Origin of the sequence: Streptomyces sp. NPDC048248, from assembly GCF_043201875.1 — a bacterium.
Classification (GTDB): domain Bacteria; phylum Actinomycetota; class Actinomycetes; order Streptomycetales; family Streptomycetaceae; genus Streptomyces.
Genome location: NZ_JBICZL010000025.1, coordinates 16,846 through 31,193, shown reverse-complemented (window position 1 = coordinate 31,193; position 14,348 = coordinate 16,846). Strand labels below are relative to the sequence as shown.

Annotated in this window: 8 protein-coding genes; 4 read left to right on the top strand and 4 right to left on the bottom strand. The window is 70.5% G+C overall.

What is annotated here, in order from left to right; genetic code table 11:
* The first annotated feature begins 62 nt into the window (after positions 1-62).
* Positions 63-992, top strand: a complete 930-nt coding sequence (locus ACGFZW_RS34845) for an ABC transporter permease (protein WP_393897326.1) — start codon at positions 63-65, stop codon at positions 990-992.
* Positions 993-1,110: 118 nt separating this feature from the next.
* Complete coding sequence (locus ACGFZW_RS34840; RefSeq protein WP_393897360.1) at positions 1,111-1,845, top strand: ABC transporter ATP-binding protein; 735 nt, start codon at positions 1,111-1,113, stop codon at positions 1,843-1,845.
* 90 nt (positions 1,846-1,935) lie between these two features.
* Here ACGFZW_RS34840 and ACGFZW_RS34835 read toward each other — a convergent pair whose 3' ends face one another.
* From ACGFZW_RS34835 to ACGFZW_RS34825, 3 genes are all read right to left on the bottom strand, one after another.
* Positions 1,936-6,894 carry an NAD-glutamate dehydrogenase gene (locus ACGFZW_RS34835; protein ID WP_393897325.1) on the bottom strand — a complete coding sequence of 1,653 codons (4,959 nt, stop codon included), beginning with the start codon at positions 6,892-6,894 and terminating at the stop codon, positions 1,936-1,938.
* Positions 6,895-7,302: 408 nt separating this feature from the next.
* Positions 7,303-7,965: an HAD family hydrolase gene (locus ACGFZW_RS34830; protein WP_393897324.1), complete on the bottom strand. Its 663-nt coding sequence runs from the start codon at positions 7,963-7,965 to the stop codon at positions 7,303-7,305.
* Between the two features lie 200 nt (positions 7,966-8,165).
* Positions 8,166-8,672, bottom strand: a complete 507-nt coding sequence (locus ACGFZW_RS34825; RefSeq protein ID WP_393897323.1) for a DUF6912 family protein — start codon at positions 8,670-8,672, stop codon at positions 8,166-8,168.
* 1,239 nt (positions 8,673-9,911) lie between these two features.
* On the opposite strand from ACGFZW_RS34825, the gene ACGFZW_RS34820 reads away from it, so the two are divergent.
* Complete coding sequence (locus ACGFZW_RS34820) at positions 9,912-10,331, top strand: Rv3235 family protein (protein ID WP_393897322.1); 420 nt, start codon at positions 9,912-9,914, stop codon at positions 10,329-10,331.
* Between the two features lie 199 nt (positions 10,332-10,530).
* Here ACGFZW_RS34820 and secA read toward each other — a convergent pair whose 3' ends face one another.
* A complete protein-coding gene (gene secA / locus ACGFZW_RS34815; protein WP_393897321.1) occupies positions 10,531-13,362 on the bottom strand; it encodes a preprotein translocase subunit SecA in 2,832 nt (943 codons plus the stop codon).
* A gap of 239 nt (positions 13,363-13,601) precedes the next feature.
* Here secA and ACGFZW_RS34810 point away from each other — a divergent pair, with 239 nt between their 5' ends.
* The gene (locus ACGFZW_RS34810; RefSeq protein ID WP_393897320.1) at positions 13,602-14,225 is read left to right on the top strand and encodes a GNAT family N-acetyltransferase; all 624 of its coding nucleotides are present in this window, start codon (positions 13,602-13,604) and stop codon (positions 14,223-14,225) included.
* Positions 14,226-14,348: the final 123 nt, after the last annotated feature.

The window sequence follows — 14,348 nt, the reverse complement described above, 5'->3', positions numbered from 1 at the left end:
CGTTCCGTCGCTCGCTCCGCATGTTCACCGCCCCGACGTCGTCAGGTACGAAAGCGGCCTCCATGCCCCAGACCCTCGCTCCCCCGGCCCCGGCACCCGCCCGGGCGCCCTCTCCCGGCGCACCTCCCGACCCGGAGCTGCGCGCGCTGGCCGAACGCCATGGCCTGGCGGTCAGCGGCGCCCGGCCCCCGCTCCCCGCCTACACCCGCCGCCTCTGGGCCCGCCGGCACTTCATCGGCTCCTTCGCCACCGCCCGGCTCACCGCGACGTACACCACCGCCAAGCTCGGCCAGCTCTGGCAGGTGATGACCCCGCTGCTCAACGCGGGCGTCTACTACTTGATCTTCGGCGTGCTGCTGCACACCAGCCGCGGCATCGAGAACTTCATCCCGTTCCTGTGCACCGGCATCTTCATCTTCACGTTCACCCAGTCCACGGTGCTTGCCGGCACCCGGTCCATCTCCGGCAGCCTCGGCCTGGTCCGCGCCCTGCACTTCCCCCGCGCCTGCCTGCCCCTCGCTCACACCCTCATCCAGCTCCAGCAGCTGGTCTTCTCGATGGGCGTGCTCGGCGCCATCGTGCTGCTCTGCGGAGTGCCGCTGACCTGGCACTGGCTGCTGATGGTGCCGGCCCTGCTGCTCCAGTCCGTCTTCAACGCCGGACTCGCGATGATCATGGCCCGGATCGGCGCCCGCACCAGCGACACCGCCCAGCTGATGCCGTTCATCCTGCGCACCTGGATGTACGCCTCCGGCGTCTTCTACGACATCTCGAACTTCACCCGCGACGCACCGCACCTGATCTCGGTGCTCCTGGACCTCAATCCGGCGCTGATCTACATCGACCTGATGCGCTACGCCCTGATCGACACCGTGCGGGCCGACACCCTGCCGGCGCACGTCTGGCCGCTGGCCCTGGGCTGGGCCCTGCTGTCCGGCACCGTCGGATATCTCTACTTCTGGAAGGCGGAGGAGGAGTACGGCCGTGGCTGACACCATCACCGTCACCGAGGAACACCCCAATGCGCCCCGGTCCACGGCCCCCCGGCCGGCCGACCCGACCGCGACGGCGACGGCGACGGCGACGCCCGACGAACGCGTCCCCACCGTCATCGCCGACGACGTCCACATCGTCTACAGGGTGCACGGCGCGGGCGGCGGCCGTGGCAGCGCGGTCTCCGCACTGAGCCGGATCGTCCGCCGCACCACCTCCGCCGGCACCCGCGAGGTGCATGCCGTCAAGGGCGTCACCTTCGTCGCCCACAAGGGCGAGGCGATCGGACTGATCGGCTCCAACGGCTCCGGCAAGTCCACCCTGCTGCGCGCGATCGCGGGCCTGCTGCCGCCCGCGAGCGGCCGCGTCTACACCCACGGACAGCCCTCCCTGCTGGGCGTCAACGCCGCGATGATGAACGACCTGACCGGCGAGCGGAACGTCATCCTCGGCGGCCTGGCGATGGGCATGAGCCGCGAGGAGGTCCGCGAGCGCTACGCCGGCATCGTCGACTTCTCCGGCATCAACGAGAAGGGCGACTTCATCTCGCTGCCGATGCGCACCTACTCCTCCGGGATGGCCGCCCGCCTGCGGTTCTCCATCGCCGCGGCGAAGAACCACGACGTACTGATGATCGACGAGGCGCTCGCCACCGGTGACCGCAGCTTCCAGAAGCGCTCCGAGGCCCGCATCCGCGAGCTGCGCAAGGAGGCGGGCACCGTCTTCCTCGTCAGCCACAACAACAAGTCGATCCGCGACACCTGCAACCGCGTGCTGTGGCTGGAGAAGGGCCAGTTGGTGATGGACGGCCCGACGGACGAGGTCGTCAAGGCGTACGAAGCGTTCCGGTAACCGGCGACGGCCCGCCCCGGCCTTTCGCGCCGCACAACGGGGAAGGCCCCGGAGCGTGTTGCTCCGGGGCCTTCCGCCGTGCAGGGCGCGTCAGCTGTGCGTGCGCAGCAGCGTACGCATGGTCCGCATGGCGACCGAGAGGTTCGCCAGGTCGAAGCCGTCCGAGCCGTGGATCTCCTCCAGGGTGGCGCGGGCCCGGCCGAGGATGGCCGCGTTGGCCTCCTCCCACGCCTTGAACCGCTGCTCGGGCGTCGAGGTGCCGTTGCCCACCGACAGCACGTCCGCGGTCAGCGCCGCGTGTGCCGCGAAGAGGTCCTCGCGGATCGAGGCGCGGGCCATCGACTGCCAGCGGTCGTCGCGCGGCAGCTCCAGGATCCGGTCGAGGAGCTGGTTGATGCGCAGCCGGTCACCCAGGTCGTAGTAGACCTCGGCGACGTCCAGCGGCTCCTTGCCGATGCGGTCGGCGATGGCGACGATGTCCAGCGCCGGGAAGACCGAGGAGAAGCCCGACACCCGGACGGCCAGCTGCTCGGGCACGCCCGCGTCGGTCAGCTCCGCCAGGATCGTCTGGTACCACTCCTGGTCACTGCCCTGCAGCAGCTTCGGCAGCGCCGTCCAGACCCCGGCGACCCGCTCCGCGAAGAAGTCGATGGTCTCCGAGAGCTCCAGCGGCTGCGGCCGGTTGTTGAGCAGCCAGCGGGTGCCCCGCTCGACCAGGCGGCGCGAGTGCAGCCGGATGCGGGTCTGCACATCGGCCGCGACGATGTTGTCCAGCGCCTCGACGTCGTCCCAGACCTGGCCCAGGGAGAAGATCGCCCGCGCCGCGGTGTGCGCGCGCACGACCTCTTCGAGGGAGGCGCCGGTCTCCTCCCGCATGCGGTGCAGGAAGCTCGTACCGCCGGTGTTCACGGTGTCGTTGACCAGCACCGTCGTGACGATCTCGCGGCGCAGCGCGTGGGCGTCGACCTGCTCGGGGAAGCGGTCGTGCAGCGCGGACGGGAAGTAGGCGTGCAACAGCCGCTGGAGGTAGGGGTCGTCCGGCAGACCGGTGTGGATCAGCGCGTCGGCGACCGTGATCTTCGTGTACGCCAGCAGCACCGCGGTCTCGGGCTGGGTCAGCCCGCGCCCGGTGTTCAACCGGTCGCGGATCTGCCGGTCGGTGGGCAGGAACTCCAGCGCCCGGTCGAGGTGACCGTCGCGCACCAGACGGCGCATGAAGCGCTGCTGGGCGTGCAGCATGCTGGAGGACTGGGCCTGCGCCAGCGCCAGCGCGGTGTTCTGCGCGTAGTTGTTGCGCAGCACCAGCGCGCCGACCTCGTCGGTCATCTCGGCCAGCAGCTTGTTGCGCTGCTTGACCGTCATGTCGCCGTCGGAGACCACCGAGTTGAGCAGGATCTTGATGTTGACCTCGTGGTCGGAGGTGTCCACACCGGCGCTGTTGTCGATCGCGTCGTTGTTGATCTTCCCGCCGGCCAGGGCGAACTCGATCCGGCCCAGCTGGGTCAGGCCGAGGTTGCCGCCCTCGCCGACGGCCTTGACCCGCAGGTCCTCGCCGTTGACCCGGATCGCGTCGTTGGACTTGTCGCCGACATCGGCGTTGGACTCCGCCGAGGACTTCACGTAGGTGCCGATGCCGCCGTTCCACAGCAGATCGACCGGCGCCTTGAGGATGGCCTGCATCAGATCGGCCGGCGTCATCTTCTTCACGCCGGGCTCGATGCCCAGCGCGGCCCGCACCTGCGCGTTGATCGGGATGGACTTGGCCGACCGCGGGTGGATGCCGCCGCCGGCCGACAGCAGGTCGGTGTTGTAGTCGGCCCACGACGAGCGCGGCAGCTCGAAGAGCCGGCGGCGCTCGGCGTAGCCGACCGCGGCGTCGGGCTTGGGGTCGAGGAAGATGTGCCGGTGGTCGAAGGCGGCGACCAGCTGGATGTGCTCGCTGAGCAGCATGCCGTTGCCGAAGACGTCACCGGACATGTCGCCGACGCCGACGACGGTGAAGTCCTGGGTTTGGGTGTCGTGGCCCAGCTCCCGGAAGTGCCGCTTGACCGACTCCCAGGCGCCGCGGGCGGTGATGCCCATGCCCTTGTGGTCGTATCCGGCGCTGCCGCCGGAGGCGAACGCGTCACCCAGCCAGAAGCCGTAGGACTCGGCGACCTCGTTGGCGATGTCGGAGAACGTCGCGGTGCCCTTGTCCGCGGCGACGACCAGGTAGGTGTCGTCCTCGTCGTGGCGGACGACGTCCTGCGGGTGCACGACCTCGCCGCCGACGAGGTTGTCGGTGATGTCCAGCAGACCGGAGATGAAGGTCTTGTAGCTGGCGATGCCCTCGGCCAGCCACGCGTCGCGGTCCTGCGCCGGGTCGGGCAGCTGCTTGCCGACGAAGCCGCCCTTCGCGCCGACCGGCACGATGACGGTGTTCTTTACCATCTGCGCCTTGACCAGGCCGAGGATCTCCGTACGGAAGTCCTCGCGGCGGTCCGACCAGCGCAGACCGCCTCGGGCCACCTTGCCGAACCGCAGGTGGACGCCCTCGACCTTGGGCGAGTACACCCAGATCTCGTACGCCGGGCGCGGCGCCGGCAGGTCCGGGATGGCCTGCGGGTCCAGCTTCATCGACAGGTAGCTGTGCGGGCGGCCCTGACTGTCGCGCTGGTAGTGGTTGGTGCGCAGCGTCGCCTTGATGACGGTCAGGAAGGACCGCAGGATCCGGTCCTCGTCCAGGGAGGCGACCTGGTCCAGCGCGCCGTCCAGCTCCTCCAGCAGACCGTCGGTCAGCTCCGTCCCGGCCCGCTGCCGCTCCGGCGACATCCGTGCCTCGAACAGCGAGACCAGCAGCCGGGTGGTGTGGACGTTGTTGGCGAGGGTGTCCTCCATGTACGTCTGGCTGAAGGTCGAACCGGCCTGCCGCAGGTACTTGGCGTACGCGCGCAGCACCATCGCCTGGCGCCAGTGGAGGCCGGCCCGCAGCACCAGCGTGTTGAAGTTGTCGCTCTCCGCCGCGCCGGTCCACACCGCCGCGAAGGCTTCCTGGAAGCGCTCGCGGGCGTCGTCGCCCTTGACGTGTTCCGGCATCCGCAGGCCGAAGTCGTAGACCCACGCGATGGTGGCGTCCGCGCAGCGCAGCTCGTGCGGGCGCTCGTCGACGACCTCGACGCCCAGGCGGTTCAGCCCCGGCAGCACCCGCGACAGCGAGACCGGCTCGCCCCTGCGGTAGATCTTGAAACGGCGCTCGCCGGGTCCGGCGCCGACCGGCTCGTAGAGGCTGACCGAGAAGTCGCGTCCCGACTCGCCGGTGAGCTTCTCCAGGTGCTGGATGTCGGCGACGGCGCTGCGCGGCGAGTTGTCGGCCTTGTAGCCCTCGGGGAAGGCGTGGCCGTAGCGGCGCGCCAGCTCGGCGGCGCGCTCCTCACCGACCTCGGCGTTGAGCGCCTCGGAGAACCCGTCGGCCCAGGAGCGGGCGGCCTCCACCAGCCGGGACTCGATGCGGTCCACATCGCCGTCGGTGAGGTCAGGGAGGGACGCACCGGGCTCGACGCGGATGACGAAGTGCAGCCGGGAGAGGATCGACTCGGTGTTCCACGCCGTGAAGTCGACGTTGGTGCCGCCGAGTTCCTCCTTGAGGATGTCGATCAGCCGCAGCCGGACACCGGTCGTGTAGCGGTCGCGCGGGAGGTAGACCAGCGCGGAGTAGTAACGGCCGTACTCGTCCTGGCGGAGGTAGAGCCGCAGCCGGCGGCGCTCCTGGAGGTAGAGCACGCTGGTGGCGATGGCGCGCAGCTGGTCGACCGGGGTCTGGAACAGCTCGTCGCGCGGGTAGGTCTCCAGGATCTGCAGCAGGTCGCGGCCGTCGTGGCTGTTCGGGCTGAAGCCCGCGCCCTCGAGGACCTCGGCGACCTTGCGGCGGATGACCGGCACCCGGCGCACGGACTCGGTGTAAGCGGCGGAGGAGAACAGCCCCAGGAAGCGGCGCTCACCGATGACGTTGCCCTCGGCGTCGAACTTCTTGACCCCGACGTAGTCGAGGTAGGAGGGGCGGTGGACGGTGGCGCGGCTGTTGGCCTTGGTCAGGATGAGCAGCTTGTGCTCACGGGCCTTGGCGCGGGCGTCCGCCGGGAGCCGGTTGAAGGACGGCGAGACGGGGTGGCCGTCGTCCTCGGCGTGCGAGGGGTCGGCGCGCAGGATGCCCAGGCCGGTACCGGGCACCGCGGTCAGCACGTCCTCCTCGGCGCCGCCCTCACCGGGCGCGGAGACCAGCTCGTACTCGCGGTAGCCCAGGAAGGTGAAGTGGTCGGCCGACAGCCACCGCAGCAGCTCGCGGGCCTCGTCGATCTCCTGGTCGCGCAGGTCGTCGGCGGTCGGCTCGGAGGGCAGCTCGTCGGCGATGCGCAGCGCGGCGCCGCGCATCTTCTCCCAGTCCTCGACGGCCTCGCGGACGTCGGACAGCACCCGCAGCAGATCGGCGGTGATCTGCTGGAGGTCCTCGCGGTCGGTCTCCCGGTCGATCTCGACATGGATCCACGACTCGGTGACCGCGTCGTGCGGCAGCTCGGCCGCCTTGCCCTTGCCGGTGTTGCCGTGCGCCTCGCAGGTGGAGTCGTAGACCTCGATGAGCTTGCCGGTGACATCGCGGCGGACGATCACCTGCGGGTGGATCACCAGGTGGATGCCGCGGCCCTGGCGGGAGAGCTCGTTGGTGACCGAGTCGACCAGGAAGGGCATGTCGTCGGTGACGACCTCCACCACGGAGTGGCTGCAGGTCCAGCCGTTCTCCTCGACGGTCGGGGTGTGCACCCGGACGTTCGCGGTGCCCTGCGGACGGTCCTCCGCGAGGCGGTAGTGGGAGAGCGCGGCACCGAAGATGTCGACCGGGTCGCGGTCGGTGAGGTCCTCAGGGGCGGTGTGCAGGTAGTAGCGCTGGAGGTATCCCGTCAGGGTCTCCGGGGCGAGACCCCGTCCCGGGGAAGATCCCCCGGCCGGGCTGCTTTCAACGACCCGTGCCGCCTTGGCGAGCAGCTCGGTCTTGGCTTCGTCCAGCTTGGTCTGCATGTCCTCTGGCTCCTGTCGCGCGCCGTTGCGTGACGTCGTGGAAGAACTCCGTGGAAGCTGCACAACGCCGCCGCGACGCGGGGTGTCCGGTCGCTGTCGACGCTATGCCGCGATGAGAGAAGGCCGTGCCGTAATCGACTATTTTTGACAAAGTCGACATGAGCTCCGTGCCGCAAGGACCAGCGATCGCCCGGCCACCGTGGTGTTCCGGGCGCACGGCAGGGGCCTCGATGCCCCCGCGGGTTATCGCGCTGATCACGCTGCAAGGCTATCGCCCTCGGCCGGGGTGCCGTCATGGGCCGTGGGTGTACAAAACTCCTGGCCGAACTTGGCCCGTCTGGACAACGTGCCGACAGGGTCATCTGTGCGTCGGCCGCTTCCGGGGCCCGCGCACTCCCGCAGCAGCGGCTAGAAGGTCGTCCCGCGCGCCACGTCGACGGCCTCGGCGAGGCTGTCGACCACGGGCACGCCGGCGGTCTCCAGACTGCGACGGCTGTGCGACCCCCCGGTGTACAACACCGCGTACGCACCGGCGTCCCGGGCGGCCACCGCGTCGTCCACCGCATCGCCGATCACGACCGTCCGCCCCGGATCCACGCTCTCCAGCGTCGCGAGATGACGCACCATGTGCGCGCTCTTGCTACCGCCCGACGGTCCGGTCCTGCCTTCCACCCGCAGGAAGAACGACTCGATGCCCAGGCCCCGCACCAGCGGTATCAGGTCGTCGTGGCCGTACATGCTGAGGATCGACTGGCTGCGACCTGCCGTGTGCCACGCCTCCAGCAGACGGTCGACGCCCTCGGCCAGCCCGCACCCCACACGGTGCTCGGTGTAGTGCCGGTGGAACGCCTCGTCCATCACCAGCCACTCGGCTTCCGTCGGCATCCGGCCCATCAGCCGCTCGTAGAAGCGCGGGACGGGCACGCAGTACAGCTCGCGGTACCGCTCCAGCGTGATCGGGTCGAGACCGATCTCCGCGAAGGCCGAGTTGGTCGCCCCGATGACGGCCTCGATGTCGTGGAACAGCGTGCCGTTCCAGTCCCAGACGATATGCGTCGCGTGCTTCCTCATACGACCCCCAAGAACGACCCCATGCAGAAAAAATACCTGCCCCCACCGACAACGCCCAGAAACCGCCCGGGACGGCCGGAACACGCGGGGTCACGGGGCCAGGGCTGTGGGCTGTGGGCTGCGGTGCAACGACCTCCGGTCATGAGGCCGGCGGGCCGCCAACGGCCCGCGGCTCCCCGGCCGGCCCGCTCCCGGGGTCCTCAGCCGATCAGGTGAGGAATCTCCTGCACCCCGAACCACATCAGGTCGTGGTCCTCCGCGCCGTCCACCGTGAACTGCGCGTCGTCGTCCCCCTGGTCCGCCGCGCCGAGCGCCGCGGCGGCCGCCGCGACATCCGCCTCCGCCTCATCGGCGTCCACGTGCACGGCAGCGGCCTTCGCCAGCGGCACCGGCCCCGCCAGCCGCACCTCGCCGAGCGACGACTGGTCGAGCCCGCGATCGGGGTCGGCCACCGCCGCGCCGTCCGGCACGTCCAGCGCCACCACGACCCGTCGTCGCGCGATCTGCGGGTTTCCGGCGAGCCGGCGGAGCGAGGCCTGGGCGGCCCGGTTCAGCGCCGCGTACTCCAGCTCCTCGATGTCGTCCGAGACGTACCACTCGCGCAGCGCCGGAGTGACGGCGTACGCGTCCAGGGGGCCGGGGCCCAGCTCGCCGCTCCTGTGCGCCTCTGCGAGACCGGAAAGGGTCAGGGGAACATAGACGCGCATGGCAGTCGCTCTCGCTCAATTCGCTCGACTCTGAAGAATGCCCCGCCAGCATACGGGCGTGAGTCCCCCATCGTGGCGCCATCGCGTCCCCGGCACCGCCCACCGCCGGAGCCGAAAGCGAGCCCGTTTCGCGCTGTGTTCCCAAGGCCGCGCCACGGAAGGGTGAACTCTGCGACCCACGCGCTCGCGCCCCGTCGCGCCTTGCCCACGCCCCGGCCGCGCCGATAGAGATCTCCCACCGAAGCTACCGCCCGGTAATCAACCGGGCCCGGCACCACGGGGGATCACATGCCCAGCACGACCACACCGGCTCCCACCGCCGCGGAACCCACCGTCCCGGCGCCCGGCACCGCACCGACCAGCGACCGCGGCGCCCCAGGAGCCGCGCCCCACCCCCAACCCGCCTCGACCGCAACCGCACCTCACAGCCCGTACGCGCCCAGTGGCCGCACGGTCCCCACCACCCCGACCGCGTCCGGCAACCACAGCGACGAAGCGGCGCCCCGAGCCGTCCCCCAGCCCCGAAGGTCCCCCGAGCCCCGGACCGGTCGGCCCGCAGCCCCGGGGTCGGCCTCGGCAGCGGGTGCCGTCACCAGGCCGGGCGGGGGCGCGGGCGTCACGACGGACGGAGGCACGAACGCCACGACGAGCGGGGGCGCCCCCACTGCCGCAGGCACCGCGACGGGCGAGGCCGTCCCGGCAGGCGCGGGCGTCACGACGGACACGAGCACGGGCACGGGCGTCCCGACAGCCACGGCCAGGGCCGCGGGCACGGGCGGGGACACGAGCACGGGCACCGCGGACGAGCACCCGCAAGCCCAGGCGGCCCCAGCTCCCGCCGCTCCCACCACCCCCGACAGCCCCGGCAACACCAGCGACGCGAGCAACCCGAGCAACCCGAGCAACCCGAGCAACCCGAGCAACGACACAGGCTCCCCCGCCTCCGCCCCCGGCCCACGCCGCCCCACCGCGACCCGGCGTCCGACGGCCGGCTCAGGACCCGGCCGGCCGCCCGGTGCCGTCCGCACGCGCACACGCCCCAGCGCCCCCTCTCCCACCACCCGCAGCACCCCTGGAAGCAGGCCCGCCCCGAGCCGTCCCGCTCCGGAGCGCCCCGCTCAAGAGCCCTCTGCACCGGCCCGGCCCGCTCCGAGGCAGCCCAGCCCCCTCCTCACCCCACCCCTCGGCCGGTCGACTGCCCGCGCGGCCGCCGCGAGCCGCCGGCCGGCAGCAGGCCCGGTGAGCCCCACCGGCGCCCCTCTGCCGTCCCTCGGCGCACAACGCCGAGCCCTTGAGCACCGGCCGCACCACTGGTTCGCCCACCAGCTGCTGCTCACGCTCAGCGGCCAGCGCCCGGTGCACTCCCTCCTGGGACACGCCCTGCCGCCCGCGTACGACCGGCTGGCCGAGCTGGCACCTCAGGCGCCGCTGCGGCCCGTCCTCGGTCCCGGCCGACGCGCCCCCGCCCCGACACTCCGCAACTGCGGACTCTGCCGGCCCCGCCGCGGCGTCATCGAGGCGTTCGCCCGGATCGCCGCCGGTGAACGCCTGCGGGCCCTCGCCTTCCGGCTGGAGCTCGGCGCCGACGCACGGTGGCGCTGCGCCGCCCTCGACCTCGGCCCGCAGCCATGGAACCCCTCGGCACTGACGACGCACTGAGCCGACCGCGCCCCGCGCGTATCCGATCGGCCCCCTGGCCCCTTGAAGCTCGGTTCGCCCGCCCCCGGACACCAAGGCGCCCCGGCCGATCACCGACCGGGGCGCCTTGTACGTGAGGTGGCCCGGACACACCGTGCCCGGGCCACCTCACTTCTCACGTTCGCTCTTCTTCACCGCGCGCCGCGCACAGCGCACCGGCTCACTTCTTACGGCGACGGCCGCCGCTCTTCTGGGCCTTGCGGCGCTCCGCACGGGTGAGGCCGTCGGACTCCGAGCGGGCCGGGGAGTCGTCCTCGTCGCTCGCGAAGTCGCCCTCGATGACACCGCCCTCGCCGTCGACCGTCGGCGCGGAGAAGTGCAGCCGGTCCGGACGCTGCGGCGCCTCCAGGCCCTTGGCGCGGATCTCGGGGCGGCCGGCGCCCGCCGGCACCGCCTCCGCCGCTTCCTTGCCCAGCGAGGTCTTGGCCGCGGCTTCCTCCACAGGAACCTCCTCGACCTGCTGCTCGACCTGGACCTCCAGGTTGAACAGGTAGCCGACGGACTCCTCCTTGATGCCCTCCATCATCGCGGTGAACATGTCGAAGCCCTCGCGCTGGTACTCGACCAGCGGGTCCTTCTGGGCCATCGCCCGCAGGCCGATGCCCTCCTGGAGGTAGTCCATCTCGTAGAGGTGCTCACGCCACTTGCGGTCCAGGACGGACAGCACGACGCGGCGCTCCAGCTCCCGCATGATGTCCGAGCCGAGCTGCTCCTCACGGGCGGCGTACTGCTCGTGGACGTCGTCCTTGACGGCATCGGCGATGAAGTCGGCGGTGATGCCCGCACGGTCACCGACCTCGTCCTCCAGCTCCTCGATGGTCACCTTGACCGGGTAGAGCTGCTTGAACGCGCCCCACAGCCGGTCCAGGTCCCACTCCTCGGCGAAGCCCTCGACCGTCTCCGCCTGGATGTAGGCGTCGATGGTGTCGTCCATGAAGTGCTTGATCTGGTCCTGCAGGTCCTCGCCTTCGAGGACGCGGCGCCGCTCGCCGTAGATGACCTCACGCTGGCGGTTGAGCACCTCGTCGTACTTCAGGACGTTCTTACGCGTCTCGAAGTTCTGCTGCTCGACCTGCGACTGGGCGGACGCGATGGCCCGGGTCACCATCTTGTTCTCGATCGGGACGTCGTCGGGAACGTTGGCCATGGCCATGACCCGCTCGACCATCTGGGCCTTGAACAGCCGCATCAGGTCATCGCCCAGGGAGAGGTAGAACCGCGACTCGCCCGGGTCGCCCTGACGGCCGGAACGACCGCGCAGCTGGTTGTCGATACGGCGCGACTCGTGCCGCTCGGTGCCCAGGACGTAGAGCCCGCCGAGGTCCTTGACCTCCTCGAACTCCGCCTTGACCGCGGCCTCGGCACGCTCCAGAGCGGCGGGCAGCGCGGCTGCCCACTCCTCGACGTGCTCGACCGGGTCGAGGCCGCGCTGGCGCAGCTCCGCCTCGGCGAGGTCGTCGGGGTTGCCGCCGAGCTTGATGTCGGTACCGCGGCCGGCCATGTTCGTGGCGACGGTCACGGCGCCCTTGCGGCCCGCCTGGGCGATGATCGGCGCCTCACGGTCGTGCTGCTTGGCGTTGAGCACCTCGTGGGCCACGCCCCGCTTGTTGAGCTGCTGCGAGAGGTACTCGGACTTCTCGACCGAGGTGGTGCCGACCAGGATCGGCTGGCCCTTCCGGTGCTTCTCGACGATGTCCTCGACGACCGCGTCGAACTTCGCGGGCTCGGTGCGGTAGATCAGGTCGGCCTGGTCGACGCGGACCATCGGCCGGTTCGTCGGGATCGGGACGACGCCCAGCTTGTAGATCTGGTGGAACTCGGCGGCCTCGGTCATGGCCGTACCGGTCATGCCGGAGAGCTTGTCGTAGAGGCGGAAGAAGTTCTGCAGGGTGATCGTGGCGAGGGTCTGGTTCTCGTCCTTGATCTCCACCCCTTCCTTCGCCTCGATCGCCTGGTGCATGCCCTCGTTGTAGCGGCGGCCGGCGAGGATACGGCCGGTGTGCTCGTCGACGATCATGACTTCGCCGTCGATGACGACGTAGTCCTTGTCGTTCTTGAACAGCTCCTTGGCCTTGATCGCGTTGTTGAGGTAACCGACGAGCGGGGTGTTCACCGACTCGTAGAGGTTGTCGATGCCCAGCCAGTCCTCGACCTTGCTGACACCGGACTCGTGGATGCCGACGGTGCGCTTCTTCTCGTCGACGTCGTAGTCGCCGGTCTCCTCGATGCCGCGTTGCGGGTTGGCGGCCTCGCCCCGCTTGAGACGGCGCACCAACTTGGCGAAATCGCCGTACCACTTGGTGGCCGAATCCGCCGGACCGGAGATGATCAACGGCGTACGGGCCTCGTCGACGAGAATCGAGTCGACCTCGTCGACCACGGCGAAGTTGTGGCCCCGCTGGACGAGTTCGTCCTGCGACCAGGCCATGTTGTCGCGCAGATAATCGAAGCCGAATTCGTTGTTCGTGCCGTAGGTGATGTCGCAGTTGTACTGCTCTCGGCGCTGGGCCGGCGTCATATCGGCGAGAATGCAACCGACCGTAAGACCCAGGAACTTGTGGATCCGGCCCATCATCTCGGAGTCACGCTCGGCCAGGTAGTCGTTCACCGTGATCAGGTGTACGCCCTTGCCGGACAGCGCGTTGAGATACGTCGGGAGGGTACCGACGAGGGTCTTGCCCTCACCGGTCTTCATCTCGGCGACGTATCCCAGGTGAAGGGCCGCGCCACCCATCAGCTGGACGTCGTAGGGACGCTGGCCGAGCACTCGCCGGGCCGCCTCACGGACCGTGGCGAACGCCTCGGGCAGCAGGTCGTCCAGGGACTCGCCGTCCGCGTACCGCTCCTTGTATTCATCGGTGAGCGCCCGCAGCTCGGCGTCGGAGAGGGCTGCGAAGTCCTCTTCGATGGAGTTGACCTGGCCCGCGATGCGGTGCAGTTTGCGCAGGATCTTTCCTTCGCCTGCACGCATGAGCTTGTTGAAGACGGACACTTGGGCTGGTCTCCTTGCCGGTCGGGCCTGCACGGTCGAGTGCGCGGGCGCGGCATTTTTCCAAGGGGGCAGGCCCCGCCGCAACGGCCATCGTAAGGGAGGACGCTCCTCGGCCGGGAGGTCCGCCACCGCGAAGGCCGTATCCCCTCCCCCCGTGAACGCGCGAGCCCACGAGAAGGTGCCGGGAATCACCGCGAAAACCCTTCGCGGCCCCGCCCGCACCCGAGCAAACTCTGTCCATGGAGCATGTCACCCTCACCACCGAGCGCCTCATTCTGCGCCCTTTCGAGCCTTCCGACGCTGCCGCGGTACACGCCGCCTGTCAGGAACCCGATATTCCGCGGTGGACGAGCGTCCCCTCCCCCTACACCCTCCACGACGCGGAACAGTGGGTCGGCACGGTCGCCCCGGAAGGCTGGCGCGACGACACGTCCTATCCCTTCGCGGTCCTCGCCAAGGACGACGGTTCGCTGGTCGGCGCGATGGGCCTGGTCCGTCTCGCCCAGCTGCGCACCCCGGAGCGGCAGGCGGAAATCGGTTACTGGACGGCCAAGGAACAGCGCGGCAAGGGGTACACAGCCGAGGCGGCCACCGCGGTGGCGCGCTGGGCCTTCGCCGACCTCGGGGTGGAGCGGCTGGAGTGGCTGGCCGAGGCGGGCAACGAAGGTTCCTGGGCCGTGGCCCGCAAGGTCGGCTTCCGGATGGAGGGCACCCTGCGCGCCAAACTGGTGCACGAGGGCACCCGGCGGGACGTCTGGATCGGCTCTCTGCTCCCGTCCGACCTGCCCACGGAGGGCGGCCGGGCCGGTACCGCCCGCATTCCCTCCCCGGACGCGACGCCCTACCTGCCGTACCCCGGGTGATGCGGCGGCGTCCGGCTGCCCCGGTCAGGACGCGGCGCCCGCCTCCTCAGACCTCAAGCGCCGGACGCCGGCCCGCCCCGGGGCCTACGGGCGGGCAAGCAGTCCGCCGATTTCCCCGGCCGT

Excerpts from the sequence above, each read along its gene's own strand:
- ACGFZW_RS34845 (WP_393897326.1), top strand. The coding sequence starts at position 63 with ATGCCCCAGACCCTCGCTCCCCCGGCCCCGGCACCCGCCCGGGCGCCC.
- ACGFZW_RS34835 (WP_393897325.1), bottom strand. The coding sequence starts at position 6,894 with ATGCAGACCAAGCTGGACGAAGCCAAGACCGAGCTGCTCGCCAAGGCG.
- ACGFZW_RS34830 (WP_393897324.1), bottom strand. The coding sequence starts at position 7,965 with ATGAGGAAGCACGCGACGCATATCGTCTGGGACTGGAACGGCACGCTG.
- ACGFZW_RS34825 (WP_393897323.1), bottom strand. The coding sequence starts at position 8,672 with ATGCGCGTCTATGTTCCCCTGACCCTTTCCGGTCTCGCAGAGGCGCAC.
- ACGFZW_RS34810 (WP_393897320.1), top strand. The coding sequence starts at position 13,602 with ATGGAGCATGTCACCCTCACCACCGAGCGCCTCATTCTGCGCCCTTTC.